We start from the raw sequence: 16,836 nt of genomic DNA on the forward strand, positions 1-16,836 counted from the left end.
TCAAAGGCTGCCCTCGCTTCGCTCAAATTGGACCTAAGTACGTCTTCAATCGTCTCAAAGCGGACGCGGGTTTGGAAGGCCTGCGGGCTAAAAATGACCGCCTCACTACCTGAGGAGGTCCGCCATGGCCGATGTCCCAACCATCCCTGCCGTTTCGAAACACGATCCTTGGAACAAGGGCAAGATCATCGGCGCAAAGCCGCCGCACCGTCCCAAGCACGTTTGGTCAATCCGAACGAAGCTCCAGGTCGAGGGCCGAACGCGCGATTTGGCAATGTTCAACGTCGCCATCGATAGCAAACTGCGCGGCTGCGACGTCGTAGCCTTGAAAGTTGATGATGTTGCGCCGGGCGGATATTCGGCCGACCGCGCGACCGTCCGACAAAGGAAGACCGGCCGGCCGGTAAAATTTGAGCTGACGGAATCGACCCGGCAGGCAATTGACGATTACTGGACCCGCATCTGTTCGGGACGCATTCTCTTCGTCGAACTAAAGCGACCTTGATCGACCGCCGAACCGGCAACCTGCGAGCCGTGCAGCTGCTACTGGGGCACACCAAGATCGAAAGTACCGTCCGGTATCTCGGCATCGAGGTCGACGATGCCCTCGCGATAGCAGAACAAGTTGACGTCTGACTTCGGGGGCAGAGCAGACGTGCTCTGCGCTGCCCTCACAGACTGCTCCGGGCCAGAGGCGGACATGGCAGGTCAGTCATCTGGATCGGACCTTCCAACCAATCTGACCGAGCCCGGATAGTCGGCTGGCGCGCGACTCACATACCCGATTTCTTCAGAGAAATTTTTGCCCGCTTCTGTCCACCGCCCAAAGCGGGTATTCACTATTTCCATCAGTCCAAAGTCCGCAAGTACTTGGATTGCCCGCTCTCCGGCGGACTCCGCGAGATTGTCAACTTCATCGCCATGCTCGTGCAGATGTTGGTGAACCATGGCGACGAGCGCTATCAAGAGCTTCTTCTCGGTATCGGTCATGACTTTTTATTCCTTCCCACGCGATTGCGGTGGTAGGTGTCTATTTTGGCCCTGCAAGATGCCAATCGCCGTTCCGGCGCTCGACGAAAGCGGTTACGCGCTTCGTTGGTGTCTCAGTTGATGTCGCCACCAGCTCGACATGATCATCGCCCTCCCAGCCTGCAAACTCATAAAGCCATTGATCATCATCCGGGCTCCTGTAGTGCCATTCCTTGAGAGAGGGATCGGACGTGGCCGGGACAATATCAATTCCGTCAGGCGGTCCCGAAGGCCCGACGCCCGAAGCGACGGAGACGAGCCAAAGCTTGCCCGGTGAATAGTGCGGGGGCGCAACGATCTCCGATGTCTTGCCGCTATCGACGTGCACCAGAAGCCAACTCCCACCCTCCCAATAGCCTACTTCGATCAGCAACAGATCATGCTTGGGAAAATATCCGGTCAGTCGATATTTGACGCAGCCCTCTGCTTTGGGGGCCTGACATTTGGCGTCTTCATTGAGGTAGACCCGCGCCAGCCCGTTGCGGAATTTCAATTGCAGCCCCGGTCCTACGCGGCGGCCGAGGTCGCCGACCTGTTCTAAACATGCCCGTTCCGACCGATCCAGATCACCGACGCCCTTATCGCCGATGCATCGACCGTCTTGCGATGGACGATCTGACAAGGAAAATGTCGGTGGATCAGCTAAGGCTGTTGCGCACGAGAAGAGTGCTGCCGTCGCGGTTAGGGCGACACGTATCATGGCAATCTTGCGTTGGGTTCCGATGATGCTGCTGTCGTCCACCACTATCGCCTGCGGCCCTTCGGCAATATTAAGAGCTTCGTTCAAATCGGACAAATCGACCAAGTCTGTTGTGGGTCACGAGCGTCGGTTTGTCCGCGTGTGCGCGATGTCCGGTCTGGGCCCGACTATGCTCGTGCTGAACGCCGCCTCCATCTTCGCCTACGGGCCAGAAGGCGACATGGCCGATCAGCCGCCCACGTCCGATCATCCGTCTATATGGAGACCCTGCGTTAGGCTATTTACTCGCTATCGATGTTAAGGATGCCAGTGGCACATCGAGCGCGTACACGAAGCCGCTGGGCTCGTACGTCAACTGCACGTCGCCCTTGAGTTGATTGCCGAGCGTCTCGATCAGCCGCGTTCCGAAACTGCGCTTATCCGGAGCCCGAACCGCGGGGCCGTTCTTCTCGGTCCATTTCAGATGCAGGCGCTGCGTCCCGGGATCGAGCGTCCAGGCGATGTCGATGCGGCCGGCGGGCACCGACAATGCCCCAAATTTCGTGGTGTTGGTGCAGAGTTCGTTGAGGGTCATCGCAATCGCGATCACGGCTCCTGATGTCATCCGGACGTCAGGTCCCGCAATCGCGAATTTCGGCACATCGGGATTATCGAAGGCTTCGGTCGCGCCGCGCACGATCTTTTCTAGATCGGCGCTGGTCCAGCGTGCCTGCAACAAGAGGTCATGAGCCCGCCCCAGCGCCAGCAGCCGGCCTTCGATCGCGTGCTGCGCATGTTCGGCGCCCGCCACGTTGCGCAAGCTTTGGGAGGCAATGGCACTGACGGTCGCCAACGTATTCTTGATGCGGTGGTGCAGCTCCTCGAGGATAAGCTTCTGCAGCTTGTCGGCCGCCTCGCGCTCGCGGGCGTCGATGCCGGCTTGATCGAGCAGCTCCTGGGCGTTGATTTCAGCCTGCGCCAACAGCAGCCTAAGGCTGACGTTCTCCGCCGCCAGAAATTCCTGCGGAGGGACTTCTCCCGCACTCAATTGGTGCTGGTTTCGCTGATGATCAATCTCAAACATTCCTTACCGTAGCACCATACGTTGGGTTCCGCTCCTATCAATTGAGACGACATGGCTGCACGAGAGGGTGATTATCGCCGTTTTCGCCTGATAACGCCGGCGTCAGGCGTGGCCGATCATGCTCTGGATCTGGGCTATCATGACCTTTGCCTCCAGCGGCTTGCCAAAAAAGCGGCTGTTGGCGGGAATATCGATGCTAGCCAGCTTCAACTGGCCGGACACCAGGATGATCTTGATCGGCGGCCAGCGCGCATGCACGGAGTGCGCAAGTCCGAGGCCGTCCATGCTGCCGGGCATCTGGATGTCGGTGAACAGCAACACGATGTCGGATCTGGATTCCAGGATTGTGACAGCCTGGTCGGCATCGACCGCCTCGACCGAGATGTAACCGGCGTCTTCCACCATATCGACCGCGCGCATGCGAAGCAGCATGTCGTCCTCGACGACGAGAACGACCGCGGGAACAGGCGAATGATCAAGGGCCATCATGACGGGCCGCTTTCAAAGGTTAGGTGGAGGAAATCAGCCTTGCTCAAACCGGCTGGCTCAGAAAGGGTAGCTCAGAACGACTGGCAACAGCGGGATAAGCATCTTACGGCCCTTTTGATCCCAATTGCCTTAACAATAGTCGAATGACAGCCCGCGCTTGACGCCGTCAGATCAGCAGGGCTGAGCGCCGGGAGTAAGGCTGCCAATGTCCGAGATGGGTCACCAGCCGACCTCGGCTTGCCAACTCGAAGACGTCCGCTCCGGGCCGAGCGCTCTGCGAATGGGGGGCCTTCACCCCGCCGGGGAGGCCGGCGGCGCGGCGTTCAAGAGGTTGGAAACGGCGGTAACAAGCTGCGCGGGCGCGAATGGTTTCGCCAGCATGATGCTGTTGGGGACGCCCTGTGACGCCCACTCGTCGACGTCCCTTCCGCTCATGTAGACGATGGGAAAATTGGGGTCGATTTCTCTGGCGTGTCGCGCGACCTGCCACCCGTCGACCTTTCCGGAACGCATATTGATGTCCGTGACAAGCGCCCGGTATTTGCCTTCGGCTGCATCAAGCAGCTCGATGGCGCTCTCGCCGGACGAAGCGATGACGGTTTCAAAACCTCCCTCGCTCAGGCAATCCTCGACGACGTTTCGAACATCCGGGTCGTCTTCGACGACCATGATCAGCAATTGGTTTGCCATTTGTGACCCCGCTTGCGCCGCCACAGGGACAGCAGGGGGTACACGCGGTCAGGAGATCATCGTTCCGGAGGACGTGAACAAAAGTGCACATAAACAAAAACAGGACCACGAAGGCTCAGCTGTTCTGCTGCCACCCGACGATCGCACCCACGAGGCACAGCACCGAGCCGAAGGCCGAGCCGCCCATTTGCATCCAGTACCGGATCGGCATGGTGTCCCGGTCATACACCTGCCGCGACCACCTCGACCAGTCCCACCAATCATCGCTGACGAACAGGATCTTTCGCTCGACATAGCCATACCAGGTCTTGCGGGCGCAAAAGACGCACGCCCCGAGCGCAACGAGGCGATAGCCGAGATCGAGAGCGGGGGTCATGCAAACATCCGTTCAGCAAGGACTGATCCAGGACCAGGCCGTATGTCGATCCTTTGGTCGGGCGGAAGGCCGGCGGAGTTCAAAACGATCTGGTTTCAGGCGTGTTTCGTCGGGATGACCACGCCGCTATTTCGTTCGCGGGAGGCGGCGTCGGCTAAGAGCCCAGGAGCAGACGGAGAAAGAGGCGGTCCACTGTTGCTCAAACACGGTCCGGCTATCGTTTTGGCCAGAAAGCGTTGGCTAGGATTTTGCAAACGAAGAACGCCGCCACGAGGTCGAGTGGGATGGTAAGCAAAGCTAGTGGAATCGAAGCCAAATAACCCTCGCCGCAATTTCCTCCCGAACCTCCTCCATGACAGGAAATGGTAGGAAAAAATAGGATGAGCACAAACAGCCCGATCGGTGTGACAATAGTGAGCGCCGCGATGATCGCACCAGCGGCAAGCCGTTTGAGAAAGAGCGTCAAGTCTGGCAGCTTTAGTTGCTTAAGCTTGTCCAGTGACGCTCGTTGCGCTTCTTCGGTCTGCGACTTTCGCCACCCCCGGATTACGATGACGAAGAACGCGATCAGAGGCGCGACCACCCCAAAGAAGCTACAATCGATACAACGGTTAAGTGCATTGGATTGGATTACCACCGCTTCCTTAACTGGTTGCAAATTTCAGTAGGCTCGATACTGGGCGAGACCTGATAGCGAGGCGCTTCGTCAAATGTTCTGAGCGGTCAGAACTTCGACGTAAAATGTGGTCCCCCAAATGTCTGCAATGGGGTCAGAAGCGCACTCCATCTACGCCGCTCAGTCGGTATGCCGCGCTGCAAAGCTACCTCTAACGGGCTGTCAAGGTCATCCAATTGCTGGCAATCTGCGAGCCGCATGAGGGCGCCGGTCCGCTTCACGGGCAGGTCCAAACCTTTCATGCCCCTAGGGTGACCACATGACCAACCCGCAAACGCCCACAGCGCCAGCCCACGAGCAGGCTCAACCAACGATCGAGCAGCTGAACTCGCGCCTCGAGCGGGCGGAACGAAAATTGAAAGGGCTTCAATGGACGATTCCGGGGCTCGCAGTTCTGGCCGCCGTCCCGATTTTCATGCATCTCGATAAACCCACAGGGATCAACGCGAAATCGATCATCGCCGAAAGCTTCGCGGTGCAGAGCGCCAAAGGCGACATCGTCGCCCAATTCAGCGCTGACCGCGACGGCCTTCCCAGCCTCGCGCTCCTCGACGCCAACAAGAAGGTTCGCCTGATGGCGTGGGTTGGCGCCGCCGGCCCCTCCGTGTCGCTGCTGGACCCGCAGCAAGTCTCTCGCGCAACGCTATCGCTGAACGAAAAGTCCGACCCTTCGCTCAGCCTGTCCAATGCCGACAAGCTTCCACGCAGCGTGTTCGCCATCGACACCACCGGCTCCGGCCATCTGGTCCTTTACGGCACCGCCGGAGGCCTCGACCTCTCAGCCCACAATGGCCGAGTGCGCTGGACGCCGTCCGACGGCGCCCCGGTCGATGCCGTGCCGGCACCGAAATGATTTGACGGAAGGGCTCCCGTGCCAGAGGTTTGCGCGCCTCCGTGTGACGTGGGTCAGAAGCGGGCTGCCGCGGCGGATTTGCGGGATCATCTCGACGTTGCCTCTGTCGGTATTTACCGACAGCTCAAGAACTTTACTTAAATGCAATAAATCGGATTCGGCGGAATGAAATCTCTCCGCGCCATGCTCACCCGCACGCGTTCTGAGGAGAGATGCGCGATGTACTACGTCGCTGCCGGGTTGCTCGGGCTGTCAGGACTATTCTACTCCGCGAGCCATCATGAGCTCGGCCAGTTCGGCTCGAACGTGTGCAGCTATGGCAGCACGTTCTGCGACAACCCGGTGGTCGTCTTCACGGGCGCGGCGCTCGCCGCCGCCTGGGGCATGTTCGTCAGCATGAAATAGAACGCAGAATGCCCGACATCCGCGACGGACGCCGGGCCGTTTGAAGAGTTGCACGTCCGAAGCTTACTGTCGGGCCGCGCCGCTGGATCCCGGAATCTGCCCGCCGAACTTCGACGAGCCGGTGCCGCTGACGCTTGTCGGTCCGCTGGCCGTCCCGTTCGGATCGTTTCGGGCTGCCGCCCGTCCCGGGCCGTGCATCATGTTCATCGAACCAAACCAGCCATGGTGATGGGTGTGCCTGGCGCTGTGGGCCGACGCGTAGCCGGCCGGGAGCGCAAACAGGATGGCCAAAGTCAGTGTCGCTGCTTTCATCGGTGTTTCCTCCAGAGCGGAAAACGCGCCTGCGGTTCACTCGTTCCCGCGGCTACCTCGCCAGCTCCTTGCGGACGGCGGCAGCCGAATTGCCGACCTTGTCGACGGCCTTTTGCAGCTGCTCCCTGGACACGCCGAGCGCGTGAGTCCAGTGCTTGACCTCGAAAGCCTCGTGCATGTTGATCTTGCTGCGGTCGGGCTGCTCGCGCTTCGTCAGATTGTCCATTGGCGATGTCCTCGTTCTCGAAACGGGGAAACGCCGCCATGGCCACGCTGTTCCTAGGCGGACCCGCTCGGGACAAACACTCGGTCACGGGTTTGTTTTGAAAGGGCGCCAGACACAAGCAACAGAAAAGCTCGCGGGCGGTGACGGTGCGGGCTCGACGATTTTCGCCATGGCGATCTTGGGAATGGCGATCTTTGGAATGGTACATCCCTACAGGTGTTTTGCCCGACGAGTCAAAGCAACGGCGAAGCATCGGCTCGCCACGCGGCACATCGCTGGCCGGCGATGGAACTTTCCGCATATGATGGCGCTTAGGCTTTGAATTCGAAATTCCGGAAGGTGAGCCCTGTCGAACCGATCAAAGCGCCCCGCCTCGAAGCATGACAGCGTCGTCGCACCGACGAAGTCCGCGCCAACGATGCTGCAGCGGCTGGGGCCAGGCCTCATCACGGGTGCAGCCGACGACGATCCGTCGGGCATCGCCACCTATTCGCAGGCCGGCGCGCAATTCGGCTACGGGCTGCTGTGGACGGTCTTCCTCACCACGCCGTTCATGATCGCCATTCAGCTCGTGAGCGCGCAGATCGGACGGGTCACCGGCAAGGGGCTTGCCGCCAACGTGATGGAGCTTGCGCCGCGCTGGCTGGTGCTGGGGCTCGTGGCGCTGCTCGTTGCCGCCAACACCTTCAATATCGCCGCCGACATCGCCGCGATGGCAGAGGCGCTGTCGCTGGTCATCGGCGGGCTCAACCACGAGCATGCGCTGATCTTCGCGGCCGGCTCGACCATCCTCCAGGTCTTCCTGCCCTATCGCCGCTATGCGCCGGTGCTGAAATTCCTGACGCTGACGCTGTTCGCCTATGTCGCGACCGCCTTCACCGTGAAAATCCCGTGGGGCACGGCGCTGCTCGCAGCCGTATGGCCGAAGGCAACCGTCAACGCCGATTATTTCATGATGGTGGTCGCCGTGCTCGGCACCACCATCAGTCCCTACCTCTTCTTCTGGCAGGCCTCCCAGGAGGTCGAGGAGATGAATCAGGGCAAGCGCGACCGGCCGCTGCGCGAGGAGACGAAGCGCGGCGGCGATCCCGAGCTCGCGCGCATCAAGATCGACACCACGTTCGGCATGCTGCTGTCGAACGGCATCGCCTTCTTCATCATCCTGACCACGGCCGCGGTGCTGAACGCCAACGGCGTCACCAACATCAATTCGGCGACGGAGGCGGCCGAGGCGCTGCGGCCGCTCGCCGGCGACTTCACCTTCGCGCTGTTTGCGCTCGGCATCATTGGCACGGGCCTGCTGGCGATCCCGGTGCTGGCGGGCTCGGCGGCTTATGGCGTTGCTGAAATTTTCGGCTGGCGCGCCACGCTGGAGGCAAGGCCCGAGAAAGCGATCGGCTTCTACACCATCATCGCGGCCGCAACCATCATCGGCTTCGGCCTCGGCTTCACCGGCATCAGCGCGATCCACATGCTAGTGTGGAGCGCCGTGCTCAACGGCATCGTCGCCGTCCCCATCATGGCGATGATGATGCTGATCGTCTCGAACGAGAAGATCATGGGCCGCTTCAAGGCGCGGTCATGGCTCGTCGCGCTGGGTTGGCTCGGCACCGCGCTGATGGCGCTTGCCGTGCTCGCGCTGTTCGGATCGTTCGTGATCGGCTGATCAGACCGGCGACAGCGCCGCCGAGATTTGCGATGCGATAATGAAGGCCGCAAGCACGGCCGGCACGCTGATGAAGCGCAAGAACTGGTCTACCGAAAGCATCGCTGTCGTCCCCCAAAGACAAACCGCAAAACACAAAGTGCCTTCGCCCGCCGCGCCTACTTCACCCCTTGCGCGACGTGCTGATCGGCCGTCAAAAGCTGATCGGAAATGGCCGCTCCACTCATCGTGAGCAGCGCCAGAATCCAAATCATGGCCATGAATTTCATGACCACAGCGTCGATCCCGATTGTGGCCAAAAACGTCAGAGCCTCGTGCAATTTCGAGACGATCCCAGGCAAGATCATGGCAGATTTCACAGCTATTACTGCCGAAAACGCCGAAACTGCGCGCCGGGCGCCCCCTCCGCGGGCTTCACGCCGGTCTGTCGTTAGCCTAACAATTGTGGCTGGGTCCGGGCTTGCGACCGGGCCACAAGAGCAACAACGCCCGGCCGGGCGACAGGGAGCGACATGACAAAATCATCGAAAGCATCAAGTCTCGAGATCCTCGCCTGCGACGCCGGCTGGAGAAACTACCACTTCGTCAAGGTGACGACCGAAGATGGCATCGTCGGCTGGAGCGAGTTCGACGAGGGGTTTGGGTCGCCCGGCGTCGGTGCGGCGATCCAGCGCCTTTCTGCCCGCGTCGTCGGCCAGAACGTCTTCCAGCACGAGCGCATTTTTGCCGAGCTGTTCGCGGCGACCCGCCCCGCTGCCGGTGGCGTCGTGGCGCAAGCCCTCGGGGCGATCGAGAATGCGCTGCTCGATGCCAAGGCGAAGTGCCTCGGCGTGCCCTGCTACGAGCTGCTCGGCGGCAAGATCCGCGACCGCGTCCGGGTCTACTGGTCGCACTGCGCGACGTGGCGGATCAATCATCCCTCCTGGTACAAGCCACCGATCGAAAGTCTTGACGGCGTCAAGGCCATGGGACGCGAGGTGCGCGAGAAGAAGTTCACCGCGCTCAAGACCAATATCTTCTCATATGACGACGGCAAGCCAACCGGATGGCGACCCGGCTTCGGCTCGCCCTTTGCACCCGAGATCAATGTCGACCGGAAGATCCTGCGCGATCTGCGCATGCATCTAGAAGCGATCCGCGACGGCGCCGGCCCCGACGTCGACATCCTGCTCGACTGCAACTTCAACGCAAAGACCGAAGGCTATCTGAAGATCCTGCGCACCATCGCCGACCTCGACATGTTCTGGATCGAGATCGACAGCTTCAATCCGGAAGCGCTCGGCTATATCCGCAGGCAGAGCCCGCATCCGATCTCGTCCTGCGAAACGCTATTGGGCCTGCGCGAATTCCTGCCCTATTTCCGCGAGCAGGCGATGGACGTCGCGATCATCGACACGCCGTGGAACGGCGTGTGGCAATCAATGAAGATCGCCTCAGCAGCGGAAGCCTTTGAGGTCAACGTCGCGCCGCATAATTTTTACGGCCACCTCTGCTCGTTGATGAACGCGCATTTCTGCGCCGCCGTCCCCAACTTGCGCATCATGGAAATCGACATCGATCGTTTGGCGTGGGACCAGGAGCTGTTCACGCATGAGCCTGAAATCCAGAACGGCCATCTGATCATTCCAGACCGCCCCGGTTGGGGCACCGAGCCGAACGAGGAGGCTCTTCGCGCGCATCCGCCGAAAGCGAGCGGCGGGCTACTCAACTACGGCCGCAAGAGCTGACGCCTATGGCGTCACCGGATTGACGGTCGGAGACGTCTTCGGTCCCGGCCGCTCGGGCTCGACCGGCGATTTCGGCTCGGTGGGAAGCACCTTCGCGCCAGCGGCGTGCGCGGCGTCGCCTGTGTTTGCATACATCGCAACATGAGCCGGCTGCGCCTTGGCGCGGCTCCACGGTCCGTGGTCGACGAGCAGCATCGCAGCAATCGTCACGGCGGCCACGATCAGCGCGATCACGCCTGGATGACGAAGCGCGATGGAGATGGAGTTCGGGAAACGATCTGTCATCGAATGATCCATACTTTTTCCTCTCGCGGGTTAACTCACTTGTGCCCGGACGAGTTCCGCCCTTGCTTAAGCAAGTTCCGAGCCAATGCGCCGGAACCAGAGGCCTGCCCCTCAATGCTTCACGTCGGGACGCGCATCGCCGACAAACCTGTCGCGGTTCGGCATTCTGATGGCCGCGAGCGATTTCGCATCCAGCGCCGCATCGGCTGCGACCAATCCGTTCAAGCTCAGGATGTACGCCGACACCGCGTACACGTCGTCATTGCTGAGCGACTGCGGCGCATTCTGCGGCATGGCGCGGCGAATGTAATCGAACAGCGTCGTCGCATAAGGCCAGTAGCTGCCGACAGTGCGGATCGGCTTGGGCGTGTCGATCGTTCCCTGCCCGCCGACGAGACGATCACCGAGGCCGCCCTCGCCCTTCTCGCCATGGCAAGAAGCGCATTGCTGAGCGAACACGGCGCGTCCTTGGCTGACCGTACCGTGCCCCTCCGGCAGATTGCTGCCATCGGGCCCGATATCGATATTCCAGCCCGCGATCTCGGCTGCCGTTGCGGGCCGTCTGATGCCGTACGGGCTTTGTGCCCGCACGACGCTCGCTGAGGCGCACAGAAGAATTGCCAGGAGGATGCCGCAAGTCTCACGCAAGCGCATTGGTTACCTCGCCGTCAGCCGCGATGCGCCAGGGCCAGATCGCGTTGTTGTGGTAGAAATAATTCTCGCCGCGCACCGCAAGCAGTTCTGCGAGCGTTGGCTGCACGTAGCCGGTCTCATCGATCGCACGGCTCTGGATTACGGCGGGCTTGCCGTCCCATTGCCAAGGCAGCCGGAAGCGCGTCAAGGCACGCGTCAGCACTGGCTCCTGCAATCGTGCGTCCTGCCAGGTCTTGCCGTCATCGACGGATATTTCGACGCGCGTGATCTTGCCATGTCCGCTCCAGGCGATGCCGGTGATCTCGTGGAAGCCGGGTGCACTCAGGCGCTGACCACCCGAAGGACGCGTGATGATCGACTTCGCCTCCATGTAGAAGGAAAACTCGCGCGCCGTGCCGTCCGGCAGGAGGTCGGTATATTTCGAGGTCTCTTCGCGCGAGTAGGCAGGCTCTGCCGCCACGTGCAGACGCCGCAACCACTTCACGCTCATATTGCCTTCGAAGCCCGGCAGGAATAGCCGCAGCGGATAGCCCTGCTGCGGCCGTAACCGCTCGCCGTTCTGGCTATAGACCAGCATCGCGTCATCGAGACATTTTTCGATCGGAATGCTGCGAGTCAACGCTGCGGCATCGGCGCCTTCAGCAACGACCCATTTGGCCTCCGGCTTCAGCCCCGCCTCCTGGAGCACCAGCTTCAGGCTCACGCCCGTCCATTCCGCGCAGCTTAGCAGACCCACGAGGTCTGACGCCGTTTTGCCGTAGGGCTTGCTGTAACCGGGATTGCCGGAACATTCGAGAAAGTGGATGCGCGACTCCGACGGGAAGCGCCGCAGATCATCCATGGTGAAGATCAGCGGATGCTCGACGAGGCCGTGCAGCATCAGCCGGTGCTGCGCCGGATCGATGGTCGGAACGCCACCATGATGCCGCTCGTAGAACAGGCCATTCGGCGTGATGATGCCGTCGAGCTCCTGCAATGGCGTCCGACCGGATGCGGAAATGTACTGCTTGAGGTTTTGCGAGATGTTCTTGACGACACCGTTCTCGAACGGCGACGGCGTCCCGTAAGGCTGGCTTCCCATTGGCTCGCCCGGCGCCTTCATCCAGTCGGGAATGTTGGGCGGAAGGTTATCCGTTTCTGCAGCAGCAGTGCCGGCGCCAAGGACGGCTCCTCCGACCGCTACAGTGCCACTTTGCAGGAAACGACGGCGTGTGGTCCTGGATGATTTTTCGTCGGCATCGAATGTGCTGCTCATGACGGACCCTCGGCTGAAGCTCGGCCCGCATGAAACCTTTCGCGAAGCGCATTTGCAATTCGCTGGTATTTCAAAAGCAGGCGATTTCGATCACGACTGATCTAAATCCACCGGCCGCGACAGCAGTTCCCTTCTTTGCAGTGCACAAACGGCTCGCGCTTCACTCGCCGGGTGCGATTGCGTTGCTGGGCGTCGGCCGATCGGCGATCTGCTGGCCGAACAGGCTGCCGATCAGCTCGACCGCGGTTCGCGCCGTCCGGCCCCGCTCGTCCAGGAACGGATTGAGCTCGACGATGTCCACCGACCCCACCAGGCCAGAATCGTGCAGCAGTTCCATGATCAGGTGCGCCTCGCGATAGGTCGCTCCGCCCGGCACCGTGGTACCGACGCCCGGCGCGACACAAGGGTCGAGGAAATCGACATCGAAGCTGACATGCAGCACGCCCTCGCTCGCCTTGACGCGCTCGATGACGCGGCGGATGAGCACGGCGACGCCGAACTCGTCGATCTGACGCATGTCAGCAACCCGGATCCGGCGCGCGCGCATCAACTCCTTTTCGAGCTTGTCGATCGAACGCGTGCCAAACAGGTCGAGCCTGTCAGGATTGATCGGGGCCCGCGGATCGTCACCCAGGAGCCCATCGAGGCCGGGCTCGCCGCAGAGGAACGCTGCCGACATGCCGTGCATGTTTGCCGTGATCGTCGTCTCCGGCGTGTTGTAGTCGGCATGCGCGTCCAGCCAGAGCACGAACAGCTCGCGTCCGCGCTCCTGCCAATGCCGCGCCATCGCATTGACCGAGCCCATCGACAGCGTGTGATCCCCGCCGAGGAAGATCGGGGTCGCGCCGGTCTTGGCGATCTCGTAACCGCGGCGACTGAGCACGCGCGTCCAGCGCTGGATTTCACGGTAATGGTTGGCTTTCTCCGGCGGCCTGTCGGCGAGGTCGCTAAGCTCGGCCACGGAGAGATCACCGTAGTCGACGACATCGACGTCGAGGCTCTCGATCAGCGTCGCAAGACCGGCGGTGCGCAGCGCCGCGGGGCCCATGAGGGTACCGCGTTGCGAGGCCCCCATGTCGATGGGCGCGCCGAGCAAAGCGATGCGCCGGGCGCGATCCGTTGTGGTCCGATCGGTCACGGCAATCTCCCGAGATCAGCAAGGACTGCGCCAACCTAACAGAGATTCGCATCCGTCGTTTCACGGGGGAAAAGACATGGCGCGGGCCTGCAACCCGGAACAAAAGCCCGCGCGCCGCATTTCCACTGCAAGGCCGGCACCCGCCGTTTCACCACGGCGCCCGTCGCGGATAGCCAAAGGTCTTCGGGCCCGCTATTCAAAACTAGCGCTCGCGCGGATAGCCAAAGGTGCCGGCCTCATTCACCTCATCTGGAGCGGAGTTCACCAACTTGAGCACGGAAATTCCGCAGCCCCCGCACCAGCCCGGCATGGCCGAGCGTGCCATTGATGCCGCGACCGACGTCTCTCACACGATCGGTGAGGTCGCGGGAGGCCTGCGCGCCGCCGTCGATCGTCTTACCTATGCGATCGAGGAAGCGCGAAAGCCCGGACGACCGCTCTCGACCGTCGCCGCGATCACGCGGGAGGCGCCGCTGGCCAGCCTTTTCGTCGCTTTCCTGTTTGGTATCGCGGTTGCGCGCCGGCGCTAGGGGTCAAGCAGCGCTAACGGATTCGCGCTCAGCCGCCAGGAATTGCTTTTCGAACGCGTCCACAGGCATTGGGCGGCCGAAGAAATAGCCCTGCCCTTCCTCGCACCCCATGCTCACCAGAAAGTCGGCGGTGGCGCGATTCTCGATACCTTCGGCTACGACCGTAAGACCAAGCTGCTTGCTGAGGCCAATGGTCGAGCTGACGATGGCAGCGTCATCGGAATCCGCGAGCAGGTCGAGCACGAATGAGCGATCGATCTTGAGTCCATCGAGCGGAAACTTCTTCAGATAGCTCAAGCTCGCATAGCCCGTGCCAAAGTCGTCGAACAGGACGCGGACGCCGAGTTCCTGGATCCGCTTGAACATGTCGAGCACGCGGCCTTCGTCGTGTAGCAGGATGTCTTCGGTGACCTCGAGCTCGAGCAGCGACGGCGTGAGCCCGGTCGCCGCGAGCAGCACCGCAACCGAATGGGCGAGATCGCCGGAGTGGAGCTGCGACGGCGACAGGTTGATCGCGACGCGCACGATGTAACCGGACAATTCCCACGCGCGCGCCTGCCGGCAGGCGGTCTCCATCACCCAATTCGCGATCCGCTCGGACAGCGCCGAGGTGTTGACCACGGGCATGAACTCTCCGGGCGACACATAGCCGCGCGCCGGGTGCCGCCAGCGGATGAGCGCCTCGGCTCCGACCATGCTGCCGTCGACGAGACGAACCTGGGGCTGGTAGAACAATTCGAACTCGCCGCGGTCCGCGGCGAGCGCAAGCTCGCTCTCCAGCGTCAGCCGGTTCTCGAGCTCTTGCCTGATGGCACTCTCGAAGATCACATGGCCGCCGCGCCGCGTCGCCTTCGCGCGGCTCAGCGCGAGATGGCCGTTGCTGAGGAGATCATCAGCGCTGCGCCCGCCTTCCGGACAGACGGCGACGCCGATGCTGATCCTGACGCGGTGCTGGCGCGTGCCGGTCACAAGCGGCGTTTCGAACGCCCGCGCGACCCGCTCGGCAAACTCTGCAACCGGCTCGCCGGCACATGCGCAATCAAGCGCGATGGCGAATTCGTCGCCGCTGAGCCGCGCGACGATCGCGGCCTTGCCGGCCTCTACCTTCAGGCGCGCAGCGACGGCCCGCAACACGAGATCGCCGGCCGCATGCCCAAGCATGTCGTTGATCTGCTGGAAGCCATCGAGCCCGAGCACGAGCAGCGCGACCTCGGAAGATCGCCGTTCCGCCGCGGCGATCAGACTGGCAAGGCCTGCATGCAGCGTGTTGCGGTTGGCAAGCCCGGTCAGCGCATCATATTCTGCGAGATATCTGACGCGTTCCGCCTCGCGCTTGCGCACAGAGATATCGCGCAGGATCGCACCGTACTGGAAGCCATCCGCACCCTGCCAGCCCGAAAAGCTCGCCTCGACGGAAAAGGTTTCGCCGTTCTTGCGCCGTCCCTCGAACTCGACGACAACCGCGCCACCCGGAACCAGCAGCGCCTGGCGCGCAGCGTCGCGCATGGAGAAACGCCTCGCGTGGCCGTCGACCGGCACCGCACACAGGCTTTCGAACGGGCGACCGATTATCTCGGCTGGCATATAACCGAAGATCGCACTGGCGCCCGGATTCCACACCGTGATGCGATGATCCTCGTCGGTGCAGACCAGGCCGTCACCGAGCGACATCGCGATGCGGTGAAAGCGGCTCTCAGCGATGCGTCCCAAGAGCCTGCGGAAGTCGATCTCGTCGAGCGCAATCGCCGTCAGGTAGGCGATGATGGCGATGTGGATTAGCGATGTGTCGATGACCAGCGGCCATCTTGCCTGCACCAGGACCGCAACCAGTTCGACGCTGGCCCCTGCTGCGACCAGGACCGCGACCCGCAGACCCGGCGCGACGCGGCGCCACGAATACATCATCAAGAGGCAGATCAAGCCGAGGCCGAGCATCATGCCGGCATCGGAGGTCCAGCGCAGCGTCCGGTGCTGAAGGATCGATTCGGTCGCGAGCGCCTGGAGGACGGGCCCGGAGACGATGCCGCCATTTGGAACGCTGAAGCGGTCGCCGAGCTCGAGCGCGGTAGCCCCGACGATGACCTTCTTGTCTCTCAGCCTGTCCAGGGTCGCGGCATCGCCGCGGAGCACGTCGGCATAAGAGACACTCGGAATGGAAGCCGCGCGGATGCCGAAATCAATCAGGAAAGGCGGCCGCTGATTGACGTCCTGCCCAGCCAACACCACGGCCATCGATGGCATCACGGCGTCGCCGAGCTTCTCCCCGAACGGATAACGGCGAACGAGGCCGTCGGATTCGACCGCGACGTTGACGACGGCCGGCCAAGACTGATTGCTGAGCGGCTTCAGCGGGCGATTGATGTGAACCGCACCGCCGGCCGGCTGCTTGAAGGAGGGAAGGATCGTCGAGCCGCCGACCTCTCGAAGCGCCCTGACGAAGGCCTCGTCGGAAGAGGGATCAGACGGCGTGCTGAAATCGACGTCGAAAGCCACCTCCTGCGCGCCTGCACCTTCGAGCCGATGCAGCAGCTCCGCGTGCAGCCGGCGCGGCCAGGGCCACACCCCGATCTGGTCGATCGAGGGCGCGTCGATGGCCACCACGACGACGTTGCCGCTTGCCGCACGCGACTGCCACGCAAACCGCAGATCGGTGAGCGCATTGCGGAGCGCGCCATGCCATCCCGTGGACAGCACGACCGCAAGCGCGATCACGACAAGAATATGCGGTCGATAACGTTTCACCTTGCTCCCCTGCACGGGCG

At 62.0% G+C, this 16,836-nt stretch carries 20 protein-coding genes and 1 pseudogene; 6 read left to right on the forward strand and 15 right to left on the reverse strand.

From position 1 onward, the window contains the following. Positions 1 to 124: 124 nt before the first annotated feature. Positions 125 to 636 (forward strand): annotated as a pseudogene (locus tag UP06_RS26695) (site-specific integrase). A gap of 72 nt (positions 637 to 708) precedes the next feature. Here the strand turns inward: UP06_RS26695 and UP06_RS26705 are convergent. The 7 genes from UP06_RS26705 to UP06_RS26735 form a co-directional block, all read right to left on the reverse strand. Further along, positions 709 to 990 carry a hypothetical protein gene (locus UP06_RS26705; protein ID WP_045006664.1) on the reverse strand — a complete coding sequence of 94 codons (282 nt, stop codon included), beginning with the start codon at positions 988 to 990 and terminating at the stop codon, positions 709 to 711. A 40-nt stretch (positions 991 to 1,030) separates the two neighbouring features. Then, positions 1,031 to 1,834 carry a hypothetical protein gene (locus tag UP06_RS40220; protein WP_245305551.1) on the reverse strand — a complete coding sequence of 268 codons (804 nt, stop codon included), beginning with the start codon at positions 1,832 to 1,834 and terminating at the stop codon, positions 1,031 to 1,033. Positions 1,835 to 2,006: 172 nt separating this feature from the next. Further along, entirely contained in the window at positions 2,007 to 2,792 is a 786-nt protein-coding gene (locus tag UP06_RS42205) for a sensor histidine kinase (RefSeq protein WP_045006666.1), read from the reverse strand. Between the two features lie 102 nt (positions 2,793 to 2,894). Next, positions 2,895 to 3,281 (reverse strand): response regulator, encoded by a 387-nt coding sequence (locus UP06_RS42210; RefSeq protein ID WP_245305552.1) that lies wholly within the window; start codon positions 3,279 to 3,281, stop codon positions 2,895 to 2,897. A 291-nt stretch (positions 3,282 to 3,572) separates the two neighbouring features. Beyond that, a complete protein-coding gene (locus UP06_RS26725) occupies positions 3,573 to 3,971 on the reverse strand; it encodes a response regulator (RefSeq protein WP_045006667.1) in 399 nt (132 codons plus the stop codon). A gap of 115 nt (positions 3,972 to 4,086) precedes the next feature. Further along, complete coding sequence (locus UP06_RS26730; RefSeq protein ID WP_045006668.1) at positions 4,087 to 4,347, reverse strand: hypothetical protein; 261 nt, start codon at positions 4,345 to 4,347, stop codon at positions 4,087 to 4,089. Positions 4,348 to 4,561: 214 nt separating this feature from the next. Next, on the reverse strand, positions 4,562 to 5,005 hold the full coding sequence (locus tag UP06_RS26735) for a hypothetical protein (protein ID WP_156163246.1): 444 nt from the start codon (positions 5,003 to 5,005) through the stop codon (positions 4,562 to 4,564). A gap of 277 nt (positions 5,006 to 5,282) precedes the next feature. Here UP06_RS26735 and UP06_RS26740 point away from each other — a divergent pair, with 277 nt between their 5' ends. Together UP06_RS26740 and UP06_RS26745 are read left to right on the forward strand one after the other, a co-directional pair. After that, on the forward strand, positions 5,283 to 5,876 hold the full coding sequence (locus UP06_RS26740) for a hypothetical protein (RefSeq protein WP_045006670.1): 594 nt from the start codon (positions 5,283 to 5,285) through the stop codon (positions 5,874 to 5,876). A gap of 219 nt (positions 5,877 to 6,095) precedes the next feature. Beyond that, the gene (locus tag UP06_RS26745; RefSeq protein WP_045006671.1) at positions 6,096 to 6,281 is read left to right on the forward strand and encodes a hypothetical protein; all 186 of its coding nucleotides are present in this window, start codon (positions 6,096 to 6,098) and stop codon (positions 6,279 to 6,281) included. 63 nt (positions 6,282 to 6,344) lie between these two features. Here the strand turns inward: UP06_RS26745 and UP06_RS26750 are convergent, their stop codons facing one another. Both UP06_RS26750 and UP06_RS40225 read right to left on the reverse strand, forming a co-directional pair. Next, on the reverse strand, positions 6,345 to 6,593 hold the full coding sequence (locus UP06_RS26750; protein WP_045006672.1) for a hypothetical protein: 249 nt from the start codon (positions 6,591 to 6,593) through the stop codon (positions 6,345 to 6,347). A gap of 52 nt (positions 6,594 to 6,645) precedes the next feature. Further along, a complete protein-coding gene (locus UP06_RS40225; protein ID WP_082081624.1) occupies positions 6,646 to 6,819 on the reverse strand; it encodes a DUF3606 domain-containing protein in 174 nt (57 codons plus the stop codon). Positions 6,820 to 7,237: 418 nt separating this feature from the next. Between UP06_RS40225 and UP06_RS26755 the strand changes: the two genes are divergently transcribed. Then, a complete protein-coding gene (locus tag UP06_RS26755) occupies positions 7,238 to 8,485 on the forward strand; it encodes an NRAMP family divalent metal transporter (protein WP_045006673.1) in 1,248 nt (415 codons plus the stop codon). 158 nt (positions 8,486 to 8,643) lie between these two features. Here the strand turns inward: UP06_RS26755 and UP06_RS26760 are convergent, their stop codons facing one another. Further along, complete coding sequence (locus UP06_RS26760; RefSeq protein ID WP_045006674.1) at positions 8,644 to 8,832, reverse strand: hypothetical protein; 189 nt, start codon at positions 8,830 to 8,832, stop codon at positions 8,644 to 8,646. Positions 8,833 to 8,997: 165 nt separating this feature from the next. Here UP06_RS26760 and UP06_RS26765 point away from each other — a divergent pair, with 165 nt between their 5' ends. Beyond that, positions 8,998 to 10,212: a mandelate racemase/muconate lactonizing enzyme family protein gene (locus UP06_RS26765; RefSeq protein WP_045006675.1), complete on the forward strand. Its 1,215-nt coding sequence runs from the start codon at positions 8,998 to 9,000 to the stop codon at positions 10,210 to 10,212. A 3-nt stretch (positions 10,213 to 10,215) separates the two neighbouring features. Here the strand turns inward: UP06_RS26765 and UP06_RS26770 are convergent, their stop codons facing one another. The 4 genes from UP06_RS26770 to rocF form a co-directional block, all read right to left on the reverse strand. Beyond that, entirely contained in the window at positions 10,216 to 10,509 is a 294-nt protein-coding gene (locus UP06_RS26770; RefSeq protein WP_045006676.1) for a hypothetical protein, read from the reverse strand. A gap of 99 nt (positions 10,510 to 10,608) precedes the next feature. Continuing rightward, on the reverse strand, positions 10,609 to 11,151 hold the full coding sequence (locus UP06_RS26775; RefSeq protein WP_045006677.1) for a c-type cytochrome: 543 nt from the start codon (positions 11,149 to 11,151) through the stop codon (positions 10,609 to 10,611). Beyond that, positions 11,138 to 12,406 (reverse strand): sulfite dehydrogenase, encoded by a 1,269-nt coding sequence (gene soxC / locus UP06_RS26780; protein ID WP_045006678.1) that lies wholly within the window; start codon positions 12,404 to 12,406, stop codon positions 11,138 to 11,140. The genes UP06_RS26775 and soxC overlap by 14 nt, the downstream gene beginning before the upstream one ends. Positions 12,407 to 12,566: 160 nt before the next feature. Next, complete coding sequence (gene rocF / locus UP06_RS26785) at positions 12,567 to 13,544, reverse strand: arginase (RefSeq protein WP_045006679.1); 978 nt, start codon at positions 13,542 to 13,544, stop codon at positions 12,567 to 12,569. Between the two features lie 269 nt (positions 13,545 to 13,813). On the opposite strand from rocF, the gene UP06_RS26790 reads away from it, so the two are divergent. Beyond that, the gene (locus tag UP06_RS26790) at positions 13,814 to 14,074 is read left to right on the forward strand and encodes a hypothetical protein (RefSeq protein WP_045006680.1); all 261 of its coding nucleotides are present in this window, start codon (positions 13,814 to 13,816) and stop codon (positions 14,072 to 14,074) included. A gap of 3 nt (positions 14,075 to 14,077) precedes the next feature. Here UP06_RS26790 and UP06_RS26795 read toward each other — a convergent pair whose 3' ends face one another. Further along, on the reverse strand, positions 14,078 to 16,816 hold the full coding sequence (locus UP06_RS26795) for an EAL domain-containing protein (RefSeq protein WP_045006681.1): 2,739 nt from the start codon (positions 16,814 to 16,816) through the stop codon (positions 14,078 to 14,080). Between the last annotated feature and the right edge of the window lie 20 nt (positions 16,817 to 16,836).

Source organism: Bradyrhizobium sp. LTSP857 (assembly GCF_000938285.1).
Classification (GTDB): Bacteria; Pseudomonadota; Alphaproteobacteria; order Rhizobiales; family Xanthobacteraceae; genus Bradyrhizobium.